This is a genomic window from Bradyrhizobium sp. CCBAU 45384, assembly GCF_028128665.1.
Classification (GTDB): domain Bacteria; phylum Pseudomonadota; class Alphaproteobacteria; order Rhizobiales; family Xanthobacteraceae; genus Bradyrhizobium; species Bradyrhizobium manausense.
In genome coordinates this window covers 229,367-243,681 of the sequence record NZ_LBIZ01000108.1, presented here as the reverse complement: position 1 = coordinate 243,681, position 14,315 = coordinate 229,367, and the positions used below count along the sequence as shown (strand labels likewise).

Here is a 14,315-nt window from a genome sequence, read left to right as displayed (position 1 = left end):
TGTCGCCGACTCTTATGCCGAGGCGTCCATCCTATTTGCCGACATGGCAAGCTTCACGCTCCGTGCAGCCGACACAACGCCGGAAGAACTTGTGAGCTTCTTGAACCGCGTATTTTCCCAACTCGATGGTCTGGTCGAACAGCACGAGCTGGAAAAGATTAAGACCTCCGGCGACGCTTACATGGTTGTTGGCGGAGTGCCCGCAGGGAGACCTGATCACCTTCACGCGCTCGCCGGGCTAGCACTCGATATGCGCGAGGCTTTGGCAGGTCTCGTTGATGGAAAGGGTCGTGCAGTGCCGGTGCGGATTGGTGTTGCCACCGGTCCTGTTGTGGCGGGCGTAGTTGGTACGCGAAAGTTCTTTTACGACGTTTGGGGCGATGCCGTGAACGTGGCCTCGCGTATGGAGTCAACGGGTATTCCCGGCCAGATTCAAGTTACCGACAAAGCATACGAGCGCCTAAAAGACGACTTCAGCTTCGAGAGGCGCGGCCCAATCGATGTCAAGGGAAAAGGCGAAATGCAGACGTGGTTCTTGATTGGCCGCAAAGCAACGGCTGGCCGCTTCGATCCGGTAGTCGTCGCGTGACCTTCTTGCTGCTGTCGAACCAAACGGCAACACGTAGAAGCCGCGGACCGACAGGCTATGGGCCGAGCTTTCCGGAGTTCTGGCGTGGCGGTGTTGCCCCATGTCGACAAGATCCTCAAAGGCGCAAAGCCCGCCGACCTGCTCGTGGAAAACAGCCGACTAAAGGCTAACGAGGATGGATGATCCGCCGGCACTTACAGTTAAGATAGGTACGCCAATGGACCTTCGCTTCCGTTAGGGCGTTGCGGCGAGATGTCCGGGGTCAGGGGTAAAGCGGAAGCGCCCCACCGCTAGTCAAAACGGCGCTGTTGACCCAATTCGGACCTCCCCGAGTTGATGCACGCTGCAATTTGGGCGTTCCTGCAATTTCAGCTCGCAGGTCCGCAATAAAGTGCTAGACTCCTCCTTGTCCCGGCGGCGTGGCTAATCTGGTCGTTCGGAGGGCGCTGTGACCGAGCAGCGGGTTCAAAGGCGACTAGCGGCGATCTTGGCCGCCGATGTAGTCGGTTACTCTGCGCTAATGCAGCGTGCTGAGGAAGCGACATACGCCGAGTTCGAGCGACTCAAGCGAGAATTGATTGAGCCTAGCCTCTCTCGCCATGAAGGACGACTTATCAAGACAACGGGTGATGGCGCGCTCGTCGAGTTCGCAAGTCCCTTAGCTGCCATGAGGTGCGCAGTCGAGATACAGGATCATCTCGCCTCGGGCAGCAGTCCCCTAAGGTTACGCGTCGGGCTCAACCTTGGTGATGTTATTGTCGGGCAGGACGGTGAACTCTTCGGCGACGGGATCAATATAGCTGTCCGGCTGGAGGGGGTCGCCGACCCCGGCGGCGTCCTGATTTCCGAAAAGGTCTACAGCGAAGTCGAAGGCAAGCTGGATGTTCGCTTCGAGGATCGCGGCGAGCAGCAGCTCAAAAACATCGCCAAGCCGATCCGCGCTTATGCTGTGCTCGCGGAAACATATAATGCACTGACCGAGACGCTAAGTGCGGCCCCTCCACTCCCAGACAAACCTTCCATTGCGGTGCTTCCGTTCCAGAACATGTCCGGCGATCCCGAGCAGGAGTATTTTGCGGATGGAATGGTTGAGGAGATCATAACCGCGCTCTCGCGTTTCAAATCATTGTTCGTTATCGCTCGCAATTCGAGCTTTACGTTCAAAGGCAAAGCGGTGGACATAAAGGAAGTCGGACGTCGTCTTGGCGTCCACTATGTCCTTGAGGGATCGGTGCGCAAGAGTTCGGGGAAGGTTCGCATCACCGGACAGCTGATCGATGCGGTTACAGGGGAGCACTTATGGGCAGACAGGTTCGAGCGTGAACTAACGGACGTTTTCGCTCTGCAGGACGAAATGACAGTCGCCGTTGTCTCAGCCATTCAGCCAAAATTGCATCGAGCAGAGATGGCGACGGCGGCACGGAAGCGGCCGGAAAACCTCACCGCATATGATTTTTATCTCAGAGTTATACAGCACCGCTATCCGATGACGCGCGAAGGCTTGGCCGAGGCAATAAGGCTCGCTCACCGCGCTCTGGAGCTGGACCCGCGGTTCGGCTCTGTTGCTGCTCTCGCGGCTGACTGTCACATGAACAACATGGGTCTGGGCTATGCGGCCGATCCGCAATTCGACCGCAAAGAAGCCGTCCGGCTTATTCGGTTGGCCTTGAGTGTTGATGATAGTGATCCGGAAACATTGGCATTCGCTTGTGTAATCTCAGCTGTCATAGATGGCGATTATGAGAGTGGGACCGAAATAGCTGACCGGGCGGTCGCGCTAAATCCCAATTCATTTTTCGCATGGAACGGCAGGGGCTGGGTCTATAAACTTGCAGGGCGACCGGAAGAAGCCCTCCGGAGCTTTGAACGCGCCCTGCGCATGAGCCCGATAGACCCGTTGCTGCACCAAACATTTGCTGTGATGGGATACGCATATATTGAGCTTGGCCGCTTTGACGAGGCGATCGTGGCAGGGAAGAAGGCACAACGTCAGAACCCCTCGTTTTCGCCATCTTATCGCTGTCTCGCGTCCGCTTTCGCCCATCTGGGACGTGACGCGGAGGCGCGTGAGGCGGCGGCTCGTCTGCTTGAGACCGATCCCAGCTTTACAATATCCGCGTGGATCGCTCGGGGCGGGCAATCAAACGCGAAGCTGCTGATTGAGGGATTTCGCAAAGCGGGGTTGCCGGAATAGGCCTCGCGGCTTGGACCCGACGAACCAACGGAACGCGCCAGAAGTTCGTTGCGATGGTCCGGAATTGGCCCGAACGCGAAGCGCTGTTGGACCCGAGGGATAGAACGGAAAGGAATGCCAAGCTCGCCGAAGGGAGCAGTTGACCCAAGCCTGTCGCGAAAAACGCGGTATAATGTTTCGCACATTTCATTGCTTGTTGGAGAGCGTTATGCTTGCTGGCGCGTCGCTCAGTACACCATTCACCCGGCTTTTTGGTATTAGGCACCCAATCGTTTCAGCTCCCATGGGGCGGGCGGCCCCACCGGAATTGGTTGCCGCCGTGACGAATGCTGGCGGTCTCGGCGGCCTGGGGCTTACTTGGGATAGTCCGCAACGGATCGTTGAGCTGGTTACCAAGACGCGGCAATTGACGAACGATGGACCTTTCTTGGCGAACTTTGTGCTCGAATGGGATCAGCACGAACGGCTGGATGCTGCCCTGTCTGCAGGAGCTCGTATTGTCTCATTCTTCTGGGGCGATCCAGCGCGATATATAGATCGCGCGAAGGCCGCGGGCGCGATGGTAATACATGGCGTCGGAACGCCGGATGAGGCGCGCAGAGCGGTCGAACTTGGCGTCGATGCGATTGTGGCCCAAGGCAATGAGGCAGGCGGCCACGTCTGGAGTCGGGTCTCGACCATGGTCCTGGTGCCGCTTGTTGTTGATGCGGCAGGCGGGGCGCCAGTGCTCGCCGCTGGTGGAATTGCTGACGGACGCGGGCTGGCGGCGGCCCTCGTGCTTGGCGCTTCCGGCGCCTGGATTGGCACCCGTTTTCTGGCTTCGCCGGAAGCCGCGTATCATGCAGACTACAAGCAGCGCCTCGTCGAGGCAGCTGCGACCGATACGGTTGAGAGCGTGCTGTTCGATGGCGGGTGGCCGAATGCGCCGGGTCGCGCGCTGCGCAATCGAACTGTTCAACTCTGGGAGGATGCGGGCCGGCCGAAGTCCGGATCGCGTCCCGGAGAGGGCGATGAAATTGGTCGCACACCAGAAGGCAATGTCGTTCGACGGTATGCGATCGCGAGTAAGCTCAGCGGCGGCACTGGATCCATCGATGATTTTGTTATTTGGGCTGGCCAATCCGTAGGGCTGGTTCATGATATTCGGCCGGCGTCGGAAATCGTCACAGACGTTGTGCGTGAAGCCAGCGAGATATTGGCTCGTAGCGCCACGTAGACGTAGCGATATGACTGCTATTGATGCTGTTGGACGGCTCCTCGACCGGCACGAGAGTGCCAAGGAGTGGGCGCCGTTTGAGGCTCCCACGATTCTGAGGAGCAGCTTATGCAGTCAATTTCGACGATCGGTCTGGATATCGCGAAGTCGGTCTTCCAGGTGCACGGCGTTGATGCAGCCGGCCAGGTGGTCATACGCCGTCAGTTGAAGCGTCGGCAGGTCCTGGCGTTCTTCCAGAAACTGCCGCCATGCCTCGTCGGTATTGAGGCTTGCGCCTCATCGCACTATTGGTCCCGTGAGCTGGAGACGTGCTCTTGATCAATACGAGCTGGCCGATCCTCCCCACCAGCGGCTGCACTAGGGCAGCTGCGAAGAGCCGCGCATGACATCCTAGCGCGTTATCGAGCACCCGCGCGTGCATGCTCCGTCGTCAACATAGTCTCTCGCGGCCGGTCATGGCTGCTGCTCTTGAAGCCGGGCAATTGCAAGTGACTGGCATCGGGGCCGCTGGCTATATTGTGCGGACGGTTGGCGGCCCCGCTCAGTCCCGATAACGGCAGAATTCGTCACCGTTGTCGTATTCAAAGCAAATCTTCACGCGACGATGGGGCCGATCGTCATCGTAGTAGCGCGAGTGACGATCCATGTCTTCATCATCCCGTTGCATCCGCTGATTTCGACCCATGGTGCGATGGTCCATATCTTCCATCATGCGGCCCATGTGCTGCTGACGCATGCGGTCCATGCCCATCCGATCCTCATCACGCTGCTGCGCTGTCCAGTCCCGTTTTACACGGGTGTCTTCGGCGCTCTGACGGTCGCGTTCGCGAGCCTGGTCTGACTGTTGTGGCGTGCGCTCTGGCTGGACAGGTGTCGTCTGGGGCTGGTTTGTACCAGGGGTGTTGTCCGATTGTTGCGCGACAGCTGCAGTGGAAGCGGGGCCGCCAGATGAGAGCAGCAGGATAGTAAGCAGAGCTGAAATGCGCATTGTCCATCCTCCATAAGATTGTTGCTTCAACGGGGTGGATGGGCGTTGGTTTCTATCGGAGTCTCATAGGTTAATGACTTGGGACGGTAGGGACAGCAATCCAGCCCTAGTTTTCGATGAAGCCGTGGCGGGCGCGCCGCCGCTCTGCGGCCAGCGATGGGAGCTACAGAGGTGTTTTGTTCGAGCGCGAGAGCAGCTATCCGTCGGAGAGCGGCGGGGCGGCATGGCACCGTAAGGGACAGAGGCTCTGGCGGGAGCTGGAGAGAAGGGCGGCGGCGTGATCAAACGTAAACCGAGTGCGAGTGAATGATCGTATAGGAAACTAACGTCATCCATTTCGCAATGTGAAGTTTCAACTCTGGAGCTGTGCGTCGATCTCTGCAAGCCAGCGCAAATTCGCCGCGCCCGCACTGGCCAGATGCACGGCCACGGTGAGAGGTGGCATCGCGATGTCTTCCTCGCCTTGCTCGTGGCGATAGAAATGCGCAGCGTCGATCCAGTCTTTGAAGGATTCAATGAGCTTTAGAGAGACCTGAAGCGTAGTCTTGTCTTCGGATAGCTGTTTTTGCAGAACCGGCTTTAACAACTCGGCAGCCTTTGCCGTCAGCCGAGTCTCACTTGGAAACATCAGCTTGAAAAGTCCTTCGATGGCAAAGAATACATGACGAACTGCACTCTTGGTGTTCGGCGGAGCTTGCCCTAAATCGGCGAGAGCAGACTCGAACAAGTCCAGCGAGTTTCGGTAGCGCGTCGCATTCAGGGCAGCGATTGTTGCAGCTTGGCTAGTCGAGAATTCTTTGTCGAAGGCAAAATGCACTCCACCCGCGCGGTCAACCGCGTAGTGCACATTCTCTTCGGCAAGAATTCGAGCGACGGTGTTGATCCAAGGGGCGACGTAGTCGAGATGGTATCGGCTCTTATTCTGCTCTTGGACAAGAAACCTTGTTGCGACTGTGATCAGGTCCAAAACGTCCTGAAGCGCCCACTTCTCCAGAATCGCCCTCCAACTAAGGTTGGATGACCACGGCGTCGCTATCCCTAATTCTTGCTTGGCAAATTCTGACAGCCCGCCAAGACGGTCGTTCCCATCGATTGCCGAGGCAACGCGCCTGCGCATCTTCGCGCTATCCTGCATCGGTTCTCCTCTTTGCCCATATACGTGTGAGAACCGTTTGCCGACTGGTATGCCGGACTTGGGAATAAAATTAGTCATCTTTGCTGCTGTGCTGAGTCGTTTAAGCGCAGGTTGCCACGTCGCGTGGCGCAACCACTAGTCACGGGGCGAAACTGTCCACACGTGTTGTCGCCCCATTCGATCGATCGGATAGGAGGAACTTCGGCCTCACCTCCGCGCCGCGCCCACCAGCACGAGCGCTGATCACTGCCCGAACCGTACCGGCCGCTTCGTGTGCGCCATCGCCTCGAACGCCTTATCCCGCCTAGACCACTATAAAGACCAGCACGCAGTACGCTCCTGCAGCTACTTCTGGAGCAGAAGCTCCTTCTTTCGTGCCATACGCCTCACCGAGCCGGCATGGCGGCCTAACTCGGCCGCGATCTTCCCTACGCCAGCACCCCTCCGGGCCAGTCTAACCAATGCTTTGACTTCCGAGTCGGTCCACTCTTTCGGCTTGGGTGCCTTCATCGTGCAGCGGTCCGCGTTCAACTGAAACGCAGAGCAGTCAATCGGGATTCGTAACTTCGGGAACTGGGAAATTTACGGGTGGTCAGCGGCCGACTAGACGCGCTCTTTCCGTTCGGGATCTGGGCGCGAGCTATCCGCCGGCAGCGAGGGCATCGTAGTTATCCACAGCGAAGGTCTCGCACAAATCTGACACAGCGGCTCCGCAAGGTCTTGTCGCTGCTGCAAAATGCAGTCCCCTACCAAGGGACTGTCCGTCCGTAGTCACCTTGACGAACCGGCAAAGCGACGCGCAGATACATCGTCCCCCGGAGGCTCTCATGTTTTTTCAAATGGAGAGCCGTGTCATGCGTGATCGACTGCAGGTCAGCTTCTGGGGACTGCATCTCACCGCCGAAGGGATCGTGGCGATAGCAGCAGCGCTGCTGATCGTGCTTGTCGTCGTGGCCGCAACCCGATTTTGATGGTGGACAATTCAGGAAATTTTTGTCGGCGGATGACTGACGTACCACTGATAATTCAATGGTGTGTCGGTGTTATCGCGAGAGTGGATTGACTAAGCGCGGCTTGACGAGCGATCGAGCGCGCAAGCAAATAGATCGTCCCGCGAAAGCTCTCTCATTCTTTCAATGGAGAGCCACGCCATGTCGGACAAGCTGCTGATCAATCTCTTCGGTCTCATGACGATCAACGCGGATGGCATCTACGCCATCGGCGCCGCGATTATCATCGTGCTGATCGTCGTAATGCGACGGCAGCGTGATCACCGCCGATAACGATCCGGCCTGTTCGCGTGCGCCATCTGCTCGAACGTCCTCGCCAGTTCTTCCGGACTGTGCTTGTCCTTGAAGGCCAGCCACGCGCTCTTGAACCGCGCCTTGGCTTCGTCGAGCGTTGCCGCGTCGCCGAATGGCGGACCGGGCAGCGTCACCGTGATCGTCCAGAGCCAGAGCGCTGGCGCACGGTCGCTCGCGAAGCGGATACGGCCGATCGGGTGGCCGTTCTCGCGAACCGAGTAGTCGTCTGGGCCGATTAAGCGAAGCGTCAGCATGCTCATGCTCTACAACGCGACCGCACGTCTGCGCCGCGCCTTTCAGGCGGCCTTACTAATACGTGTTCCGCTTATAAATACACGCCGTGAGAACGAATACGGTTCTATATAATTTGCGAGCGTTCTCATCCGGAGAACTACGTGGATCATGCGGGCGATCAATGCCGGCAGGCCGGCGCCGGGGCCAAGGCGGAAGTGGCGAAGGCATACCGGGTGCTCGGTGACGGCCCAAAATAAATTTTACCTCGCAGGTCATTGATTTCGAAATGTTGGCCTTTCTGTTGGCCTTTGCCAGCAAGCCAAGGAAAAACATACGCAAAATCAGATGCTTAAATACCAGTATCCATTACCCGCGAGGTAATCGAATTGGGCCCCCGGCCAGCTCATCTTCCCGAGCACAGGAGAATGACCATGATCGCGCTGCTGCTCTACCGCACCCTTGCAGACCACCTTCTTCCCTGGGCGATGACGCTCGCGAGCCGGATGCTGGCGCGCAGCCTCAACCTGCCGGAGCCGCTGGTGCATTCGACCGGCGACTATGTCGTCGCACATGTCACGGCCTTCGAGCACAGCGTCGGCAGGAGCCTCTGCCCGTCCCGCCTCGCCCGCCTGCTCCGCGCCTGGTGGCGCTGCAGGCATTGAGTTCCCCAAGCCACCCCAACCTAGGAGACTTCTGATGATCGACGCATCCACCTTCCTGCGCCGCGCCCTGCTCGCCGACGCCGTCTTCAGCGGCGTCGCCGCACTCGGATTCACTTTTGGTGCAGGCGCATTTGCCACCCTGTTCAACCTACCCGAGGCGCTGCTGCGCGAAACCGGTCTGTTCCTGATCGCCTACACCGCGCTGGTCGGCTGGCTCGCTTCGCGCACAGCGGTCCTGAGGCCGCTGGTGTTGCTGGTCGTGGTCGGCAACGCCGCCTGGACAGTCGGCAGCATCGCGCTCTTGTTCTCGGGCGCGGTGTCGCCGAACCTTCTCGGCGAACTCATGGTCGTGGCGCAGGCGATCGCGACCGGCGTGTTCGCCGAGCTGCAATATCTGGGGCTGCGCAAGAGCGGCGGTGCAGTGGCGGCGTGAAGCGCTCGTGTCCCCACGCGCTGCAACGTGCTATGCCGTAGGGTGGGCAAAGGCGCAAGGCGCCGTGCCGATCACTCCGGTTGTCGTGGGCACGCTTCGCTTTGCCCACCCTACGATATCCGCGCGTGTGGCAAGCTGTTCGCCGCCGTACGTCGTGACGATCGGGAAACGCCCTTGAAGGCGCGGCTCGACAGGGTGTTTTGCCCGACGGGCTGGCAGCTCACGTAAATGTCCTGGCCACTGCGGATGGAGCAGTTGCAGCCTGAGGACCAATCAGGGGAACTGATGTGAGAGCCAGCCGCCCGGCGGTAACTACGCCTTCGCGCGGCCGACCTTGCCGGCAAAATGCTTGCCGTTCAGCTTCTTCTTTTTCGCCGCGCTGGTTTTTGCACCCGCCTTCTGCGCCTTCCGCTCCACGCGCGCCTTCACCTTGGCGCGTTCGGCCCGGGCTTCGGCGCGCTGCTTCTTGCGCTTGTTTTCGCAGGAAGGGCACTTGCAGCCGATCGGCTTCAAATAGGCTTTGAAATAATCGGTGCCGTAATCGTAGTTGATCTCGTCGCCCGGCTCGATGTTCTTGATGGCGCGGATGTACACTTTCCGCTCGCGCGGGCGCACGTCGGATTCGGCGTTGGGCCGGCAGGAATGGTTGATATAGCGCGCGAGGTTCTTGCGCACCGAGCCGTCGATGGTCCAGCGGTTGTTGAGCTCGAACAGATATTTGTTCTCGATCTCGTCGTGCTCAGGGATGCGGGAGTCCAAGATCGGACCGAAATAACGGATGATCCTTGTGCCCTTCTTGATCGGCATGGTGGCGAAGAGGCCAAGTCCGGTCTTGGAACGGCCGACGCGATAGGCTTTGCGGGGAGCGATGACTGGCATGATCAGGTGTCAAGAGGACGCGGACGAGGCTGCTTGAGCCCGAGCGAAGCCGCTCTTCTAGAACGATTCCGCCCCGCTGTCAGGCCTATCCCTGTATCGTTTGATGCTTGCCCACAGTGAACAATGTGCAGCGCCGCGAGTTCCGTGGCATCGAACGTTTCGCTCGATCAGGTGCCTGAGGGCATCCTGGCAGCCACCGTCGACTTCAGGATCGCTTCCAGAAGCTGCTCTGCCGTGGTGCCTGCGGGCAGCCGCTCCAGGATATCCTCGAGCCGCCCGTCCAGCAGCAGCATGGTGAAGCCATGCACCATCGACCAGGCCCGCGCGATCGCGGCACCCTGCTCGATAGTCAGGGCGTTGCCGCTGATCGGCTCCTGCCGCATCGCGCTGATGGCATTGGCAAGCCCGGCAAACGAGGATTCCGCAGCCTCGTGCAACGAGGGCCTCGAATAGTCGAGCCGCTCGGTGCGGAACATCAACCCGTACATGCCGGGATGCGCCTGGGCATAGGCAACATAGGCTTTTGGCCGCGCCAGGGCCCGCTCCAGCGGCGAGGTGGCCGTATCGCAAGCCGAGGCCATCGCTGCATTGAACTGGCGAAAGCCGATCGCCGCGAGCTCGCTGACGAGGCCGGTGAGATCTCCGAAATGATGGGTCGGCGCGGCATGCGAGACGCCCGCCTCGCGCGCCACCGCGCGCAGCGTCAGGCCGGCGAGCCCATCGCGCTCCAGCACCCGTTCGGCCGCCTGCAGCAGTGCCTCGCGCAAGGCGCCATGATGATACGGCGTCTCGGTCTTCGCTGCTGCCAGGCGGCGCGCGGCACGAGATGCCTGTGATGTCCTTTTGGGGCTCCGCGGCCTACGTGCCGTTCCGCCCTTGGTGTCGCCCCTGGTGTCGCTCTTGGCCATTTGCAAGCTATATGACGCAATATTGACAGTGTAAAGATTTCACTTGACGGAAGCCGCGCCTGGTTCTATGCATCTTTACGATGTAAAGATAGCGAGGGATACGCCGTGCATCATGACGTGACCGCCGAGCGCCGCAACAATATCGCTCCCATCCCGTTCGAGGCGGACGCGCCTTTCCTCAAGATCGTCGGCGAATTGCCGCGCGAGCTGAACGGCACGCTCTATCGCAACGGCCCCAATCCGCAGTTCGATTCCCCCGGCGCCCACTGGTTCGTCGGCGACGGCATGCTGCACGCCTTCCATCTGGAGGAGGGACGCGCCTCCTACCGCAATCGCTGGGTCCGCACCCCGAAATGGCTCACCGAGCACGATGCCGGCCGCGCGCTGTTCGGCGGCTTTGGACGCAGGTTGCCGGATGCGCCCACGAACCTGACCGACGGCGGCGTCGCCAACACCAACATCATCTTCCATGCCGGCAAGCTGCTCGCGCTTGAAGAAGGACATCTGCCGACCGAGATCGAGCCGGGCACGCTGGCGACGCGCGGCTATTGCAATTACCAGAGCCGCATTGCCGGCCCTTTCACCGCGCATCCGAAGGTCGATCCTGTCACGGGCGAGCTGGTGTTCTTCGGCTACAATGCGGCGGGCCCGCTGACCCCTGCCCTCTCCTACGGATCGATCGACGCGGGCGGCAAGGTCACGCGCTTCGAGCGCTTCGAGACGCCCTATGCCAGCATGGTGCACGACTTCATCGTCACCGAACATCACGTGCTGTTTCCGATCCTGCCCCTCACCGGCAGCACGGAGCGCACGATGAGCGGCAAGCCGCCCTATGCCTGGGAGCCCGAGAAAGGCGCCTATGTTGGCGTGATGAAGCGCAACGCCACGGCAAAGGACATCGTCTGGTTCCGCGCCCAGGCCTGCTACGTCTTCCACGTCATGAACGCGTGGGAGGACGGCGACCGCATCATCGCCGACGTCATGCAATTCGAGCAAGCGCCGCTGTTTCCGCATCCCGATGGACGGCCGACGGATCCGGAGAAATCGCGCGCCCGCCACTGCCGCTGGAGCTTCGACCTCTCTGGCAATACCGACCGCTTTCAGCAGACTTATCTGGACGACCTCACCGGCGAATTCCCGCGCATCGACGATCGCCGCGCCGGTTTGAAGAGCCGTCACGGCTGGTACGCCTGCGCCAACCCGCGTCTGCCGATGTTCGGCGCCTTATCAGGCATCGTTCATGTCGACGGCACCGGCAAGCGGCTCGGGCAGTATCTGCTCCCGGCGGGCGACACCGTCTCCGAGCCTGTGTTCGTCGAACGATCGAAGGATGCGGCGGAAGGCGACGGCTGGCTGCTGGCGGTGGTCTGGCGCGCACGGGAGAACCGCAGCGACCTCGCCGTGTTCAACGCCACCGACATCGAAGCCGGCCCCGTCGCGCTGGTGCAGCTCGGCCATCGCGTGCCCGACGGCTTCCACGGCAATTGGGTGGGAGCGCGATAGGTCCCTCCTGTCATTCCGGGGCGCGCCACTTGGCGCGAGCCCGGAATCCATTTCGCATCAAGTGATGCCGCCCGATGGATTCTCAGGTGCGCAATTGCGCACCGTAGCTCGACGCTTCGCGCCGCCCGGAATGACGGGTAGAGGAGATCTCGCATGCATATACCTTCGATCACCGCGAACTATCTCGCCATCCTCGCGCTGATCTACGCCGCGCTCGCGCTGCAAGTCATTCGGCTGCGATGGAGCAGCAAGGCGCCCTTCGACGATGGCGGCGACGAAAAGCTGCGCAGCGCGATCCGGGCCCATGGCAATTTCATGGAATACGTCCCCATCATCACGCTGATGGTCGCGCTGCTCGAAATGTCAGGCGCATCGGCCTTGCGCATTCACGTATTGATGGGCGTGCTTCTGCTGTCGCGGCTGCTACATCCGCTCGGCATGTACGCAAAGCCGGGCTCGCGCAAATTCATGATCTGCCGCGGCGGCAGCATCTACCTGACCATCGGCGTTCTGATCGCCTCCGCGCTGACCATCCTGTCGCGCCTGCCCTGGGCCGCCATGGCGGAGGAGATGTCGGAACAAGCCATTGCGACAATTGAGTTTTTACAGGTCATTCACGTCATTTTGACACTGTAAAGATTTTGCTTGACCCGGCGCCGGCGCTGAACTACCAATCTTGACGTCGTAAAGATTGGTGCGACCGAGGCGACCATGACGATCTTCCTGATCCTTGCCCCCTATGGCGTCTACACTTTCCTGATGTTCATGACGTCGGCCACGATCAGCGTGTTCGCGGGCTCCGCGATCTGTCTCGCCACGATCGCGATCGATGTTGCCCGCGGCCGCTCGGTGAAAATCCTGGCCGCGGGCTCGGCGAGCCTGTTCGCCGGCATCGGCCTCTTCCTCGTGCTGCACCCCACGCTCGGCACGCTCGGCGTCAAGCTCTCGGTCGATATCGGCATCTTCGTCATCTCGCTCGGCTCGATGCTGGCGCGCCGGCCCTTCACGTTGCAATACGCGATCGAGTCCGTTCCGGCCGAGACGGCGGCAATGCCCGGCTTCCTCACCGCCAACTACGTCATCACCGCGGCATGGACCGTGGCCGCGCTGCTGATGATGGCCGCCAACATCGCGCTGCTCTACTTCCCGGGCCTGCCGGTGTGGTCGGGCCTCGCGGTCGCCTTCGCCGCCCGCAACAGCGCGATCTATTTTACCAAGTGGTATCCCGAATATCGTCAGATCAAGTATGGTGCGCAGGCCGCCGCGCTGCCGGAAGCTCCGTGAGACAGGACCGACGATGAAGGACGTATTCGCCCGCCTCGCCTCCGACTTCCTTTCGGCCATCGTCTTCCTGGTGATCTATCTGATCACCGACAACGTCATCCTGGCGACGTCGGTGGCGGTCGCCGGCGCGATCGCGCAGGTGATCTTTGCCCGCGTCAAGGGGCGTGAGCTCGGCTACATGACCTATGCGAGCGTCGCGCTCGTCGTCGTGCTCGGCACGGTGACGCTGCTCACCAACGATCCCCGCTTCATGCTGGCCAAGCCCGCGATCGCGCATTTCGCGATCGGCGCGATCATGCTCAAGCGCGGCTGGATGCTGCGCTACATGCCGCGGATGGTGGTCGAGACCGCGCCGGAATATGTCACCGCTGCGGGCTATGCCTGGGCCGCGCTGATGTTCGCCCTCGGTGCCGGCACGATCATCGTCGCCTCGACCGGCGATCTGAAGCTGTGGGCGTTCTATATCTCGGTGATCGCGGGCGGCGCCAAGGTTTTGGCCTTTGCCGTGCAGTACGTGGTGTTTCGGCTCGCCGTCACCAATCGCCGCCGCGCCGCCGCCCGCGCCTGATTGCCGCTGACACGACGTTAGGCGCGCGAGCCGAGTTGCGCTATAGGCTCGGCCCGGGACTGGTTGCGGATCGTCGCAACCGGCCGGGACAACGTTTGGGAGACGCGAATGGCCGTGGACGGCAACTGGAATCTGACCATGACGACGCCGATGGGCGAGCGCCAGGCAACGCTGAGCCTGAAGCAAGCCGGCGGCACGCTCACGGGCACGCTGGACGCGGACGGCAATACTGCCGAGATTTTTGACGGCACCGTCAACGGCGACAACGTCTCCTGGAAAGTCTCGATCACCAATCCGATGCCGCTGACGCTCGAATTCACCGGCACGGTTTCCGGCGACAACATCAACGGCGAGATGGGCATCGGCCCGATGGGCAGTTTCCCGTTCACCGGAGCACGGGCGTAGAGCTACTCCACCT

16 protein-coding genes and 1 pseudogene are annotated in these 14,315 nt (G+C 60.6%); 12 read left to right on the top strand and 5 right to left on the bottom strand.

The window, feature by feature from the left end; all coding sequences use genetic code 11:
- The 4 genes and pseudogenes from XH80_RS19675 to XH80_RS19660 all read left to right on the top strand — a co-directional run.
- Nucleotides 1-589: adenylate/guanylate cyclase domain-containing protein (locus XH80_RS19675; protein ID WP_271599974.1), on the top strand; the 589-nt coding region annotated here is incomplete at its 5' end.
- Between the two features lie 448 nt (nucleotides 590-1,037).
- On the top strand, nucleotides 1,038-2,783 hold the full coding sequence (locus tag XH80_RS19670) for an adenylate/guanylate cyclase domain-containing protein (protein ID WP_271599973.1): 1,746 nt from the start codon (nucleotides 1,038-1,040) through the stop codon (nucleotides 2,781-2,783).
- A 208-nt stretch (nucleotides 2,784-2,991) separates the two neighbouring features.
- The gene (locus XH80_RS19665) at nucleotides 2,992-3,999 is read left to right on the top strand and encodes an NAD(P)H-dependent flavin oxidoreductase (protein ID WP_271599972.1); all 1,008 of its coding nucleotides are present in this window, start codon (nucleotides 2,992-2,994) and stop codon (nucleotides 3,997-3,999) included.
- Nucleotides 4,000-4,107: 108 nt separating this feature from the next.
- Nucleotides 4,108-4,302 (top strand): annotated as a pseudogene (locus XH80_RS19660) (IS110 family transposase); the annotation flags it as partial.
- A 238-nt stretch (nucleotides 4,303-4,540) separates the two neighbouring features.
- Here XH80_RS19660 and XH80_RS19655 read toward each other — a convergent pair.
- The gene (locus XH80_RS19655; RefSeq protein ID WP_271599971.1) at nucleotides 4,541-4,987 is read right to left on the bottom strand and encodes a hypothetical protein; all 447 of its coding nucleotides are present in this window, start codon (nucleotides 4,985-4,987) and stop codon (nucleotides 4,541-4,543) included.
- A 352-nt stretch (nucleotides 4,988-5,339) separates the two neighbouring features.
- Nucleotides 5,340-6,122 carry a hypothetical protein gene (locus XH80_RS19650; RefSeq protein WP_271599970.1) on the bottom strand — a complete coding sequence of 261 codons (783 nt, stop codon included), beginning with the start codon at nucleotides 6,120-6,122 and terminating at the stop codon, nucleotides 5,340-5,342.
- Nucleotides 6,123-7,273: 1,151 nt separating this feature from the next.
- Here XH80_RS19650 and XH80_RS19645 point away from each other — a divergent pair.
- Nucleotides 7,274-7,405, top strand: a complete 132-nt coding sequence (locus tag XH80_RS19645) for a hypothetical protein (protein WP_271599969.1) — start codon at nucleotides 7,274-7,276, stop codon at nucleotides 7,403-7,405.
- Here XH80_RS19645 and XH80_RS19640 read toward each other — a convergent pair.
- Nucleotides 7,393-7,680, bottom strand: coding sequence for a hypothetical protein (locus XH80_RS19640; RefSeq protein WP_271599968.1), 288 nt, complete (start codon nucleotides 7,678-7,680; stop codon nucleotides 7,393-7,395). The genes XH80_RS19645 and XH80_RS19640 overlap by 13 nt on opposite strands.
- Before the next feature lie 411 nt (nucleotides 7,681-8,091).
- Here XH80_RS19640 and XH80_RS19635 point away from each other — a divergent pair, with 411 nt between their 5' ends.
- Together XH80_RS19635 and XH80_RS19630 are read left to right on the top strand one after the other, a co-directional pair.
- On the top strand, nucleotides 8,092-8,322 hold the full coding sequence (locus XH80_RS19635; protein WP_271599967.1) for a hypothetical protein: 231 nt from the start codon (nucleotides 8,092-8,094) through the stop codon (nucleotides 8,320-8,322).
- A 34-nt stretch (nucleotides 8,323-8,356) separates the two neighbouring features.
- Nucleotides 8,357-8,755, top strand: a complete 399-nt coding sequence (locus XH80_RS19630) for a hypothetical protein (protein WP_271599966.1) — start codon at nucleotides 8,357-8,359, stop codon at nucleotides 8,753-8,755.
- A 312-nt stretch (nucleotides 8,756-9,067) separates the two neighbouring features.
- Here the strand turns inward: XH80_RS19630 and XH80_RS19625 are convergent, their stop codons facing one another.
- Nucleotides 9,068-9,634, bottom strand: a complete 567-nt coding sequence (locus XH80_RS19625; protein WP_271599965.1) for an SET domain-containing protein — start codon at nucleotides 9,632-9,634, stop codon at nucleotides 9,068-9,070.
- 167 nt (nucleotides 9,635-9,801) lie between these two features.
- Nucleotides 9,802-10,542 (bottom strand): TetR/AcrR family transcriptional regulator, encoded by a 741-nt coding sequence (locus XH80_RS19620; protein WP_271599964.1) that lies wholly within the window; start codon nucleotides 10,540-10,542, stop codon nucleotides 9,802-9,804.
- 105 nt (nucleotides 10,543-10,647) lie between these two features.
- Between XH80_RS19620 and XH80_RS19615 the strand changes: the two genes are divergently transcribed.
- From XH80_RS19615 to XH80_RS19595, 5 genes are all read left to right on the top strand, one after another.
- Complete coding sequence (locus tag XH80_RS19615; RefSeq protein WP_271599963.1) at nucleotides 10,648-12,045, top strand: carotenoid oxygenase family protein; 1,398 nt, start codon at nucleotides 10,648-10,650, stop codon at nucleotides 12,043-12,045.
- Between the two features lie 153 nt (nucleotides 12,046-12,198).
- Nucleotides 12,199-12,681 (top strand): MAPEG family protein, encoded by a 483-nt coding sequence (locus tag XH80_RS19610; protein ID WP_271599962.1) that lies wholly within the window; start codon nucleotides 12,199-12,201, stop codon nucleotides 12,679-12,681.
- A 75-nt stretch (nucleotides 12,682-12,756) separates the two neighbouring features.
- Nucleotides 12,757-13,329 carry a hypothetical protein gene (locus tag XH80_RS19605; protein ID WP_271599961.1) on the top strand — a complete coding sequence of 191 codons (573 nt, stop codon included), beginning with the start codon at nucleotides 12,757-12,759 and terminating at the stop codon, nucleotides 13,327-13,329.
- Nucleotides 13,330-13,342: 13 nt separating this feature from the next.
- Nucleotides 13,343-13,897 (top strand): inner membrane-spanning protein YciB, encoded by a 555-nt coding sequence (locus XH80_RS19600; RefSeq protein ID WP_271599960.1) that lies wholly within the window; start codon nucleotides 13,343-13,345, stop codon nucleotides 13,895-13,897.
- A gap of 108 nt (nucleotides 13,898-14,005) precedes the next feature.
- Nucleotides 14,006-14,302: a hypothetical protein gene (locus XH80_RS19595; protein ID WP_271599959.1), complete on the top strand. Its 297-nt coding sequence runs from the start codon at nucleotides 14,006-14,008 to the stop codon at nucleotides 14,300-14,302.
- The last annotated feature ends 13 nt before the right edge of the window (nucleotides 14,303-14,315 follow it).

Bases quoted from the DNA above. Each gene is read 5' to 3' on its own strand.
- XH80_RS19600 (WP_271599960.1), top strand. From the start codon at position 13,343: ATGAAGGACGTATTCGCCCGCCTCGCCTCCGACTTCCTTTCGGCCATC.
- XH80_RS19640 (WP_271599968.1), bottom strand. From the start codon at position 7,680: ATGCTGACGCTTCGCTTAATCGGCCCAGACGACTACTCGGTTCGCGAG.
- XH80_RS19620 (WP_271599964.1), bottom strand. From the start codon at position 10,542: ATGGCCAAGAGCGACACCAGGGGCGACACCAAGGGCGGAACGGCACGT.
- XH80_RS19610 (WP_271599962.1), top strand. From the start codon at position 12,199: ATGCATATACCTTCGATCACCGCGAACTATCTCGCCATCCTCGCGCTG.
- XH80_RS19665 (WP_271599972.1), top strand. From the start codon at position 2,992: ATGCTTGCTGGCGCGTCGCTCAGTACACCATTCACCCGGCTTTTTGGT.
- XH80_RS19605 (WP_271599961.1), top strand. From the start codon at position 12,757: ATGACGATCTTCCTGATCCTTGCCCCCTATGGCGTCTACACTTTCCTG.
- XH80_RS19630 (WP_271599966.1), top strand. From the start codon at position 8,357: ATGATCGACGCATCCACCTTCCTGCGCCGCGCCCTGCTCGCCGACGCC.
- XH80_RS19635 (WP_271599967.1), top strand. From the start codon at position 8,092: ATGATCGCGCTGCTGCTCTACCGCACCCTTGCAGACCACCTTCTTCCC.
- XH80_RS19645 (WP_271599969.1), top strand. From the start codon at position 7,274: ATGTCGGACAAGCTGCTGATCAATCTCTTCGGTCTCATGACGATCAAC.
- XH80_RS19650 (WP_271599970.1), bottom strand. From the start codon at position 6,122: ATGCAGGATAGCGCGAAGATGCGCAGGCGCGTTGCCTCGGCAATCGAT.
- XH80_RS19595 (WP_271599959.1), top strand. From the start codon at position 14,006: ATGGCCGTGGACGGCAACTGGAATCTGACCATGACGACGCCGATGGGC.
- XH80_RS19655 (WP_271599971.1), bottom strand. From the start codon at position 4,987: ATGCGCATTTCAGCTCTGCTTACTATCCTGCTGCTCTCATCTGGCGGC.
- XH80_RS19625 (WP_271599965.1), bottom strand. From the start codon at position 9,634: ATGCCAGTCATCGCTCCCCGCAAAGCCTATCGCGTCGGCCGTTCCAAG.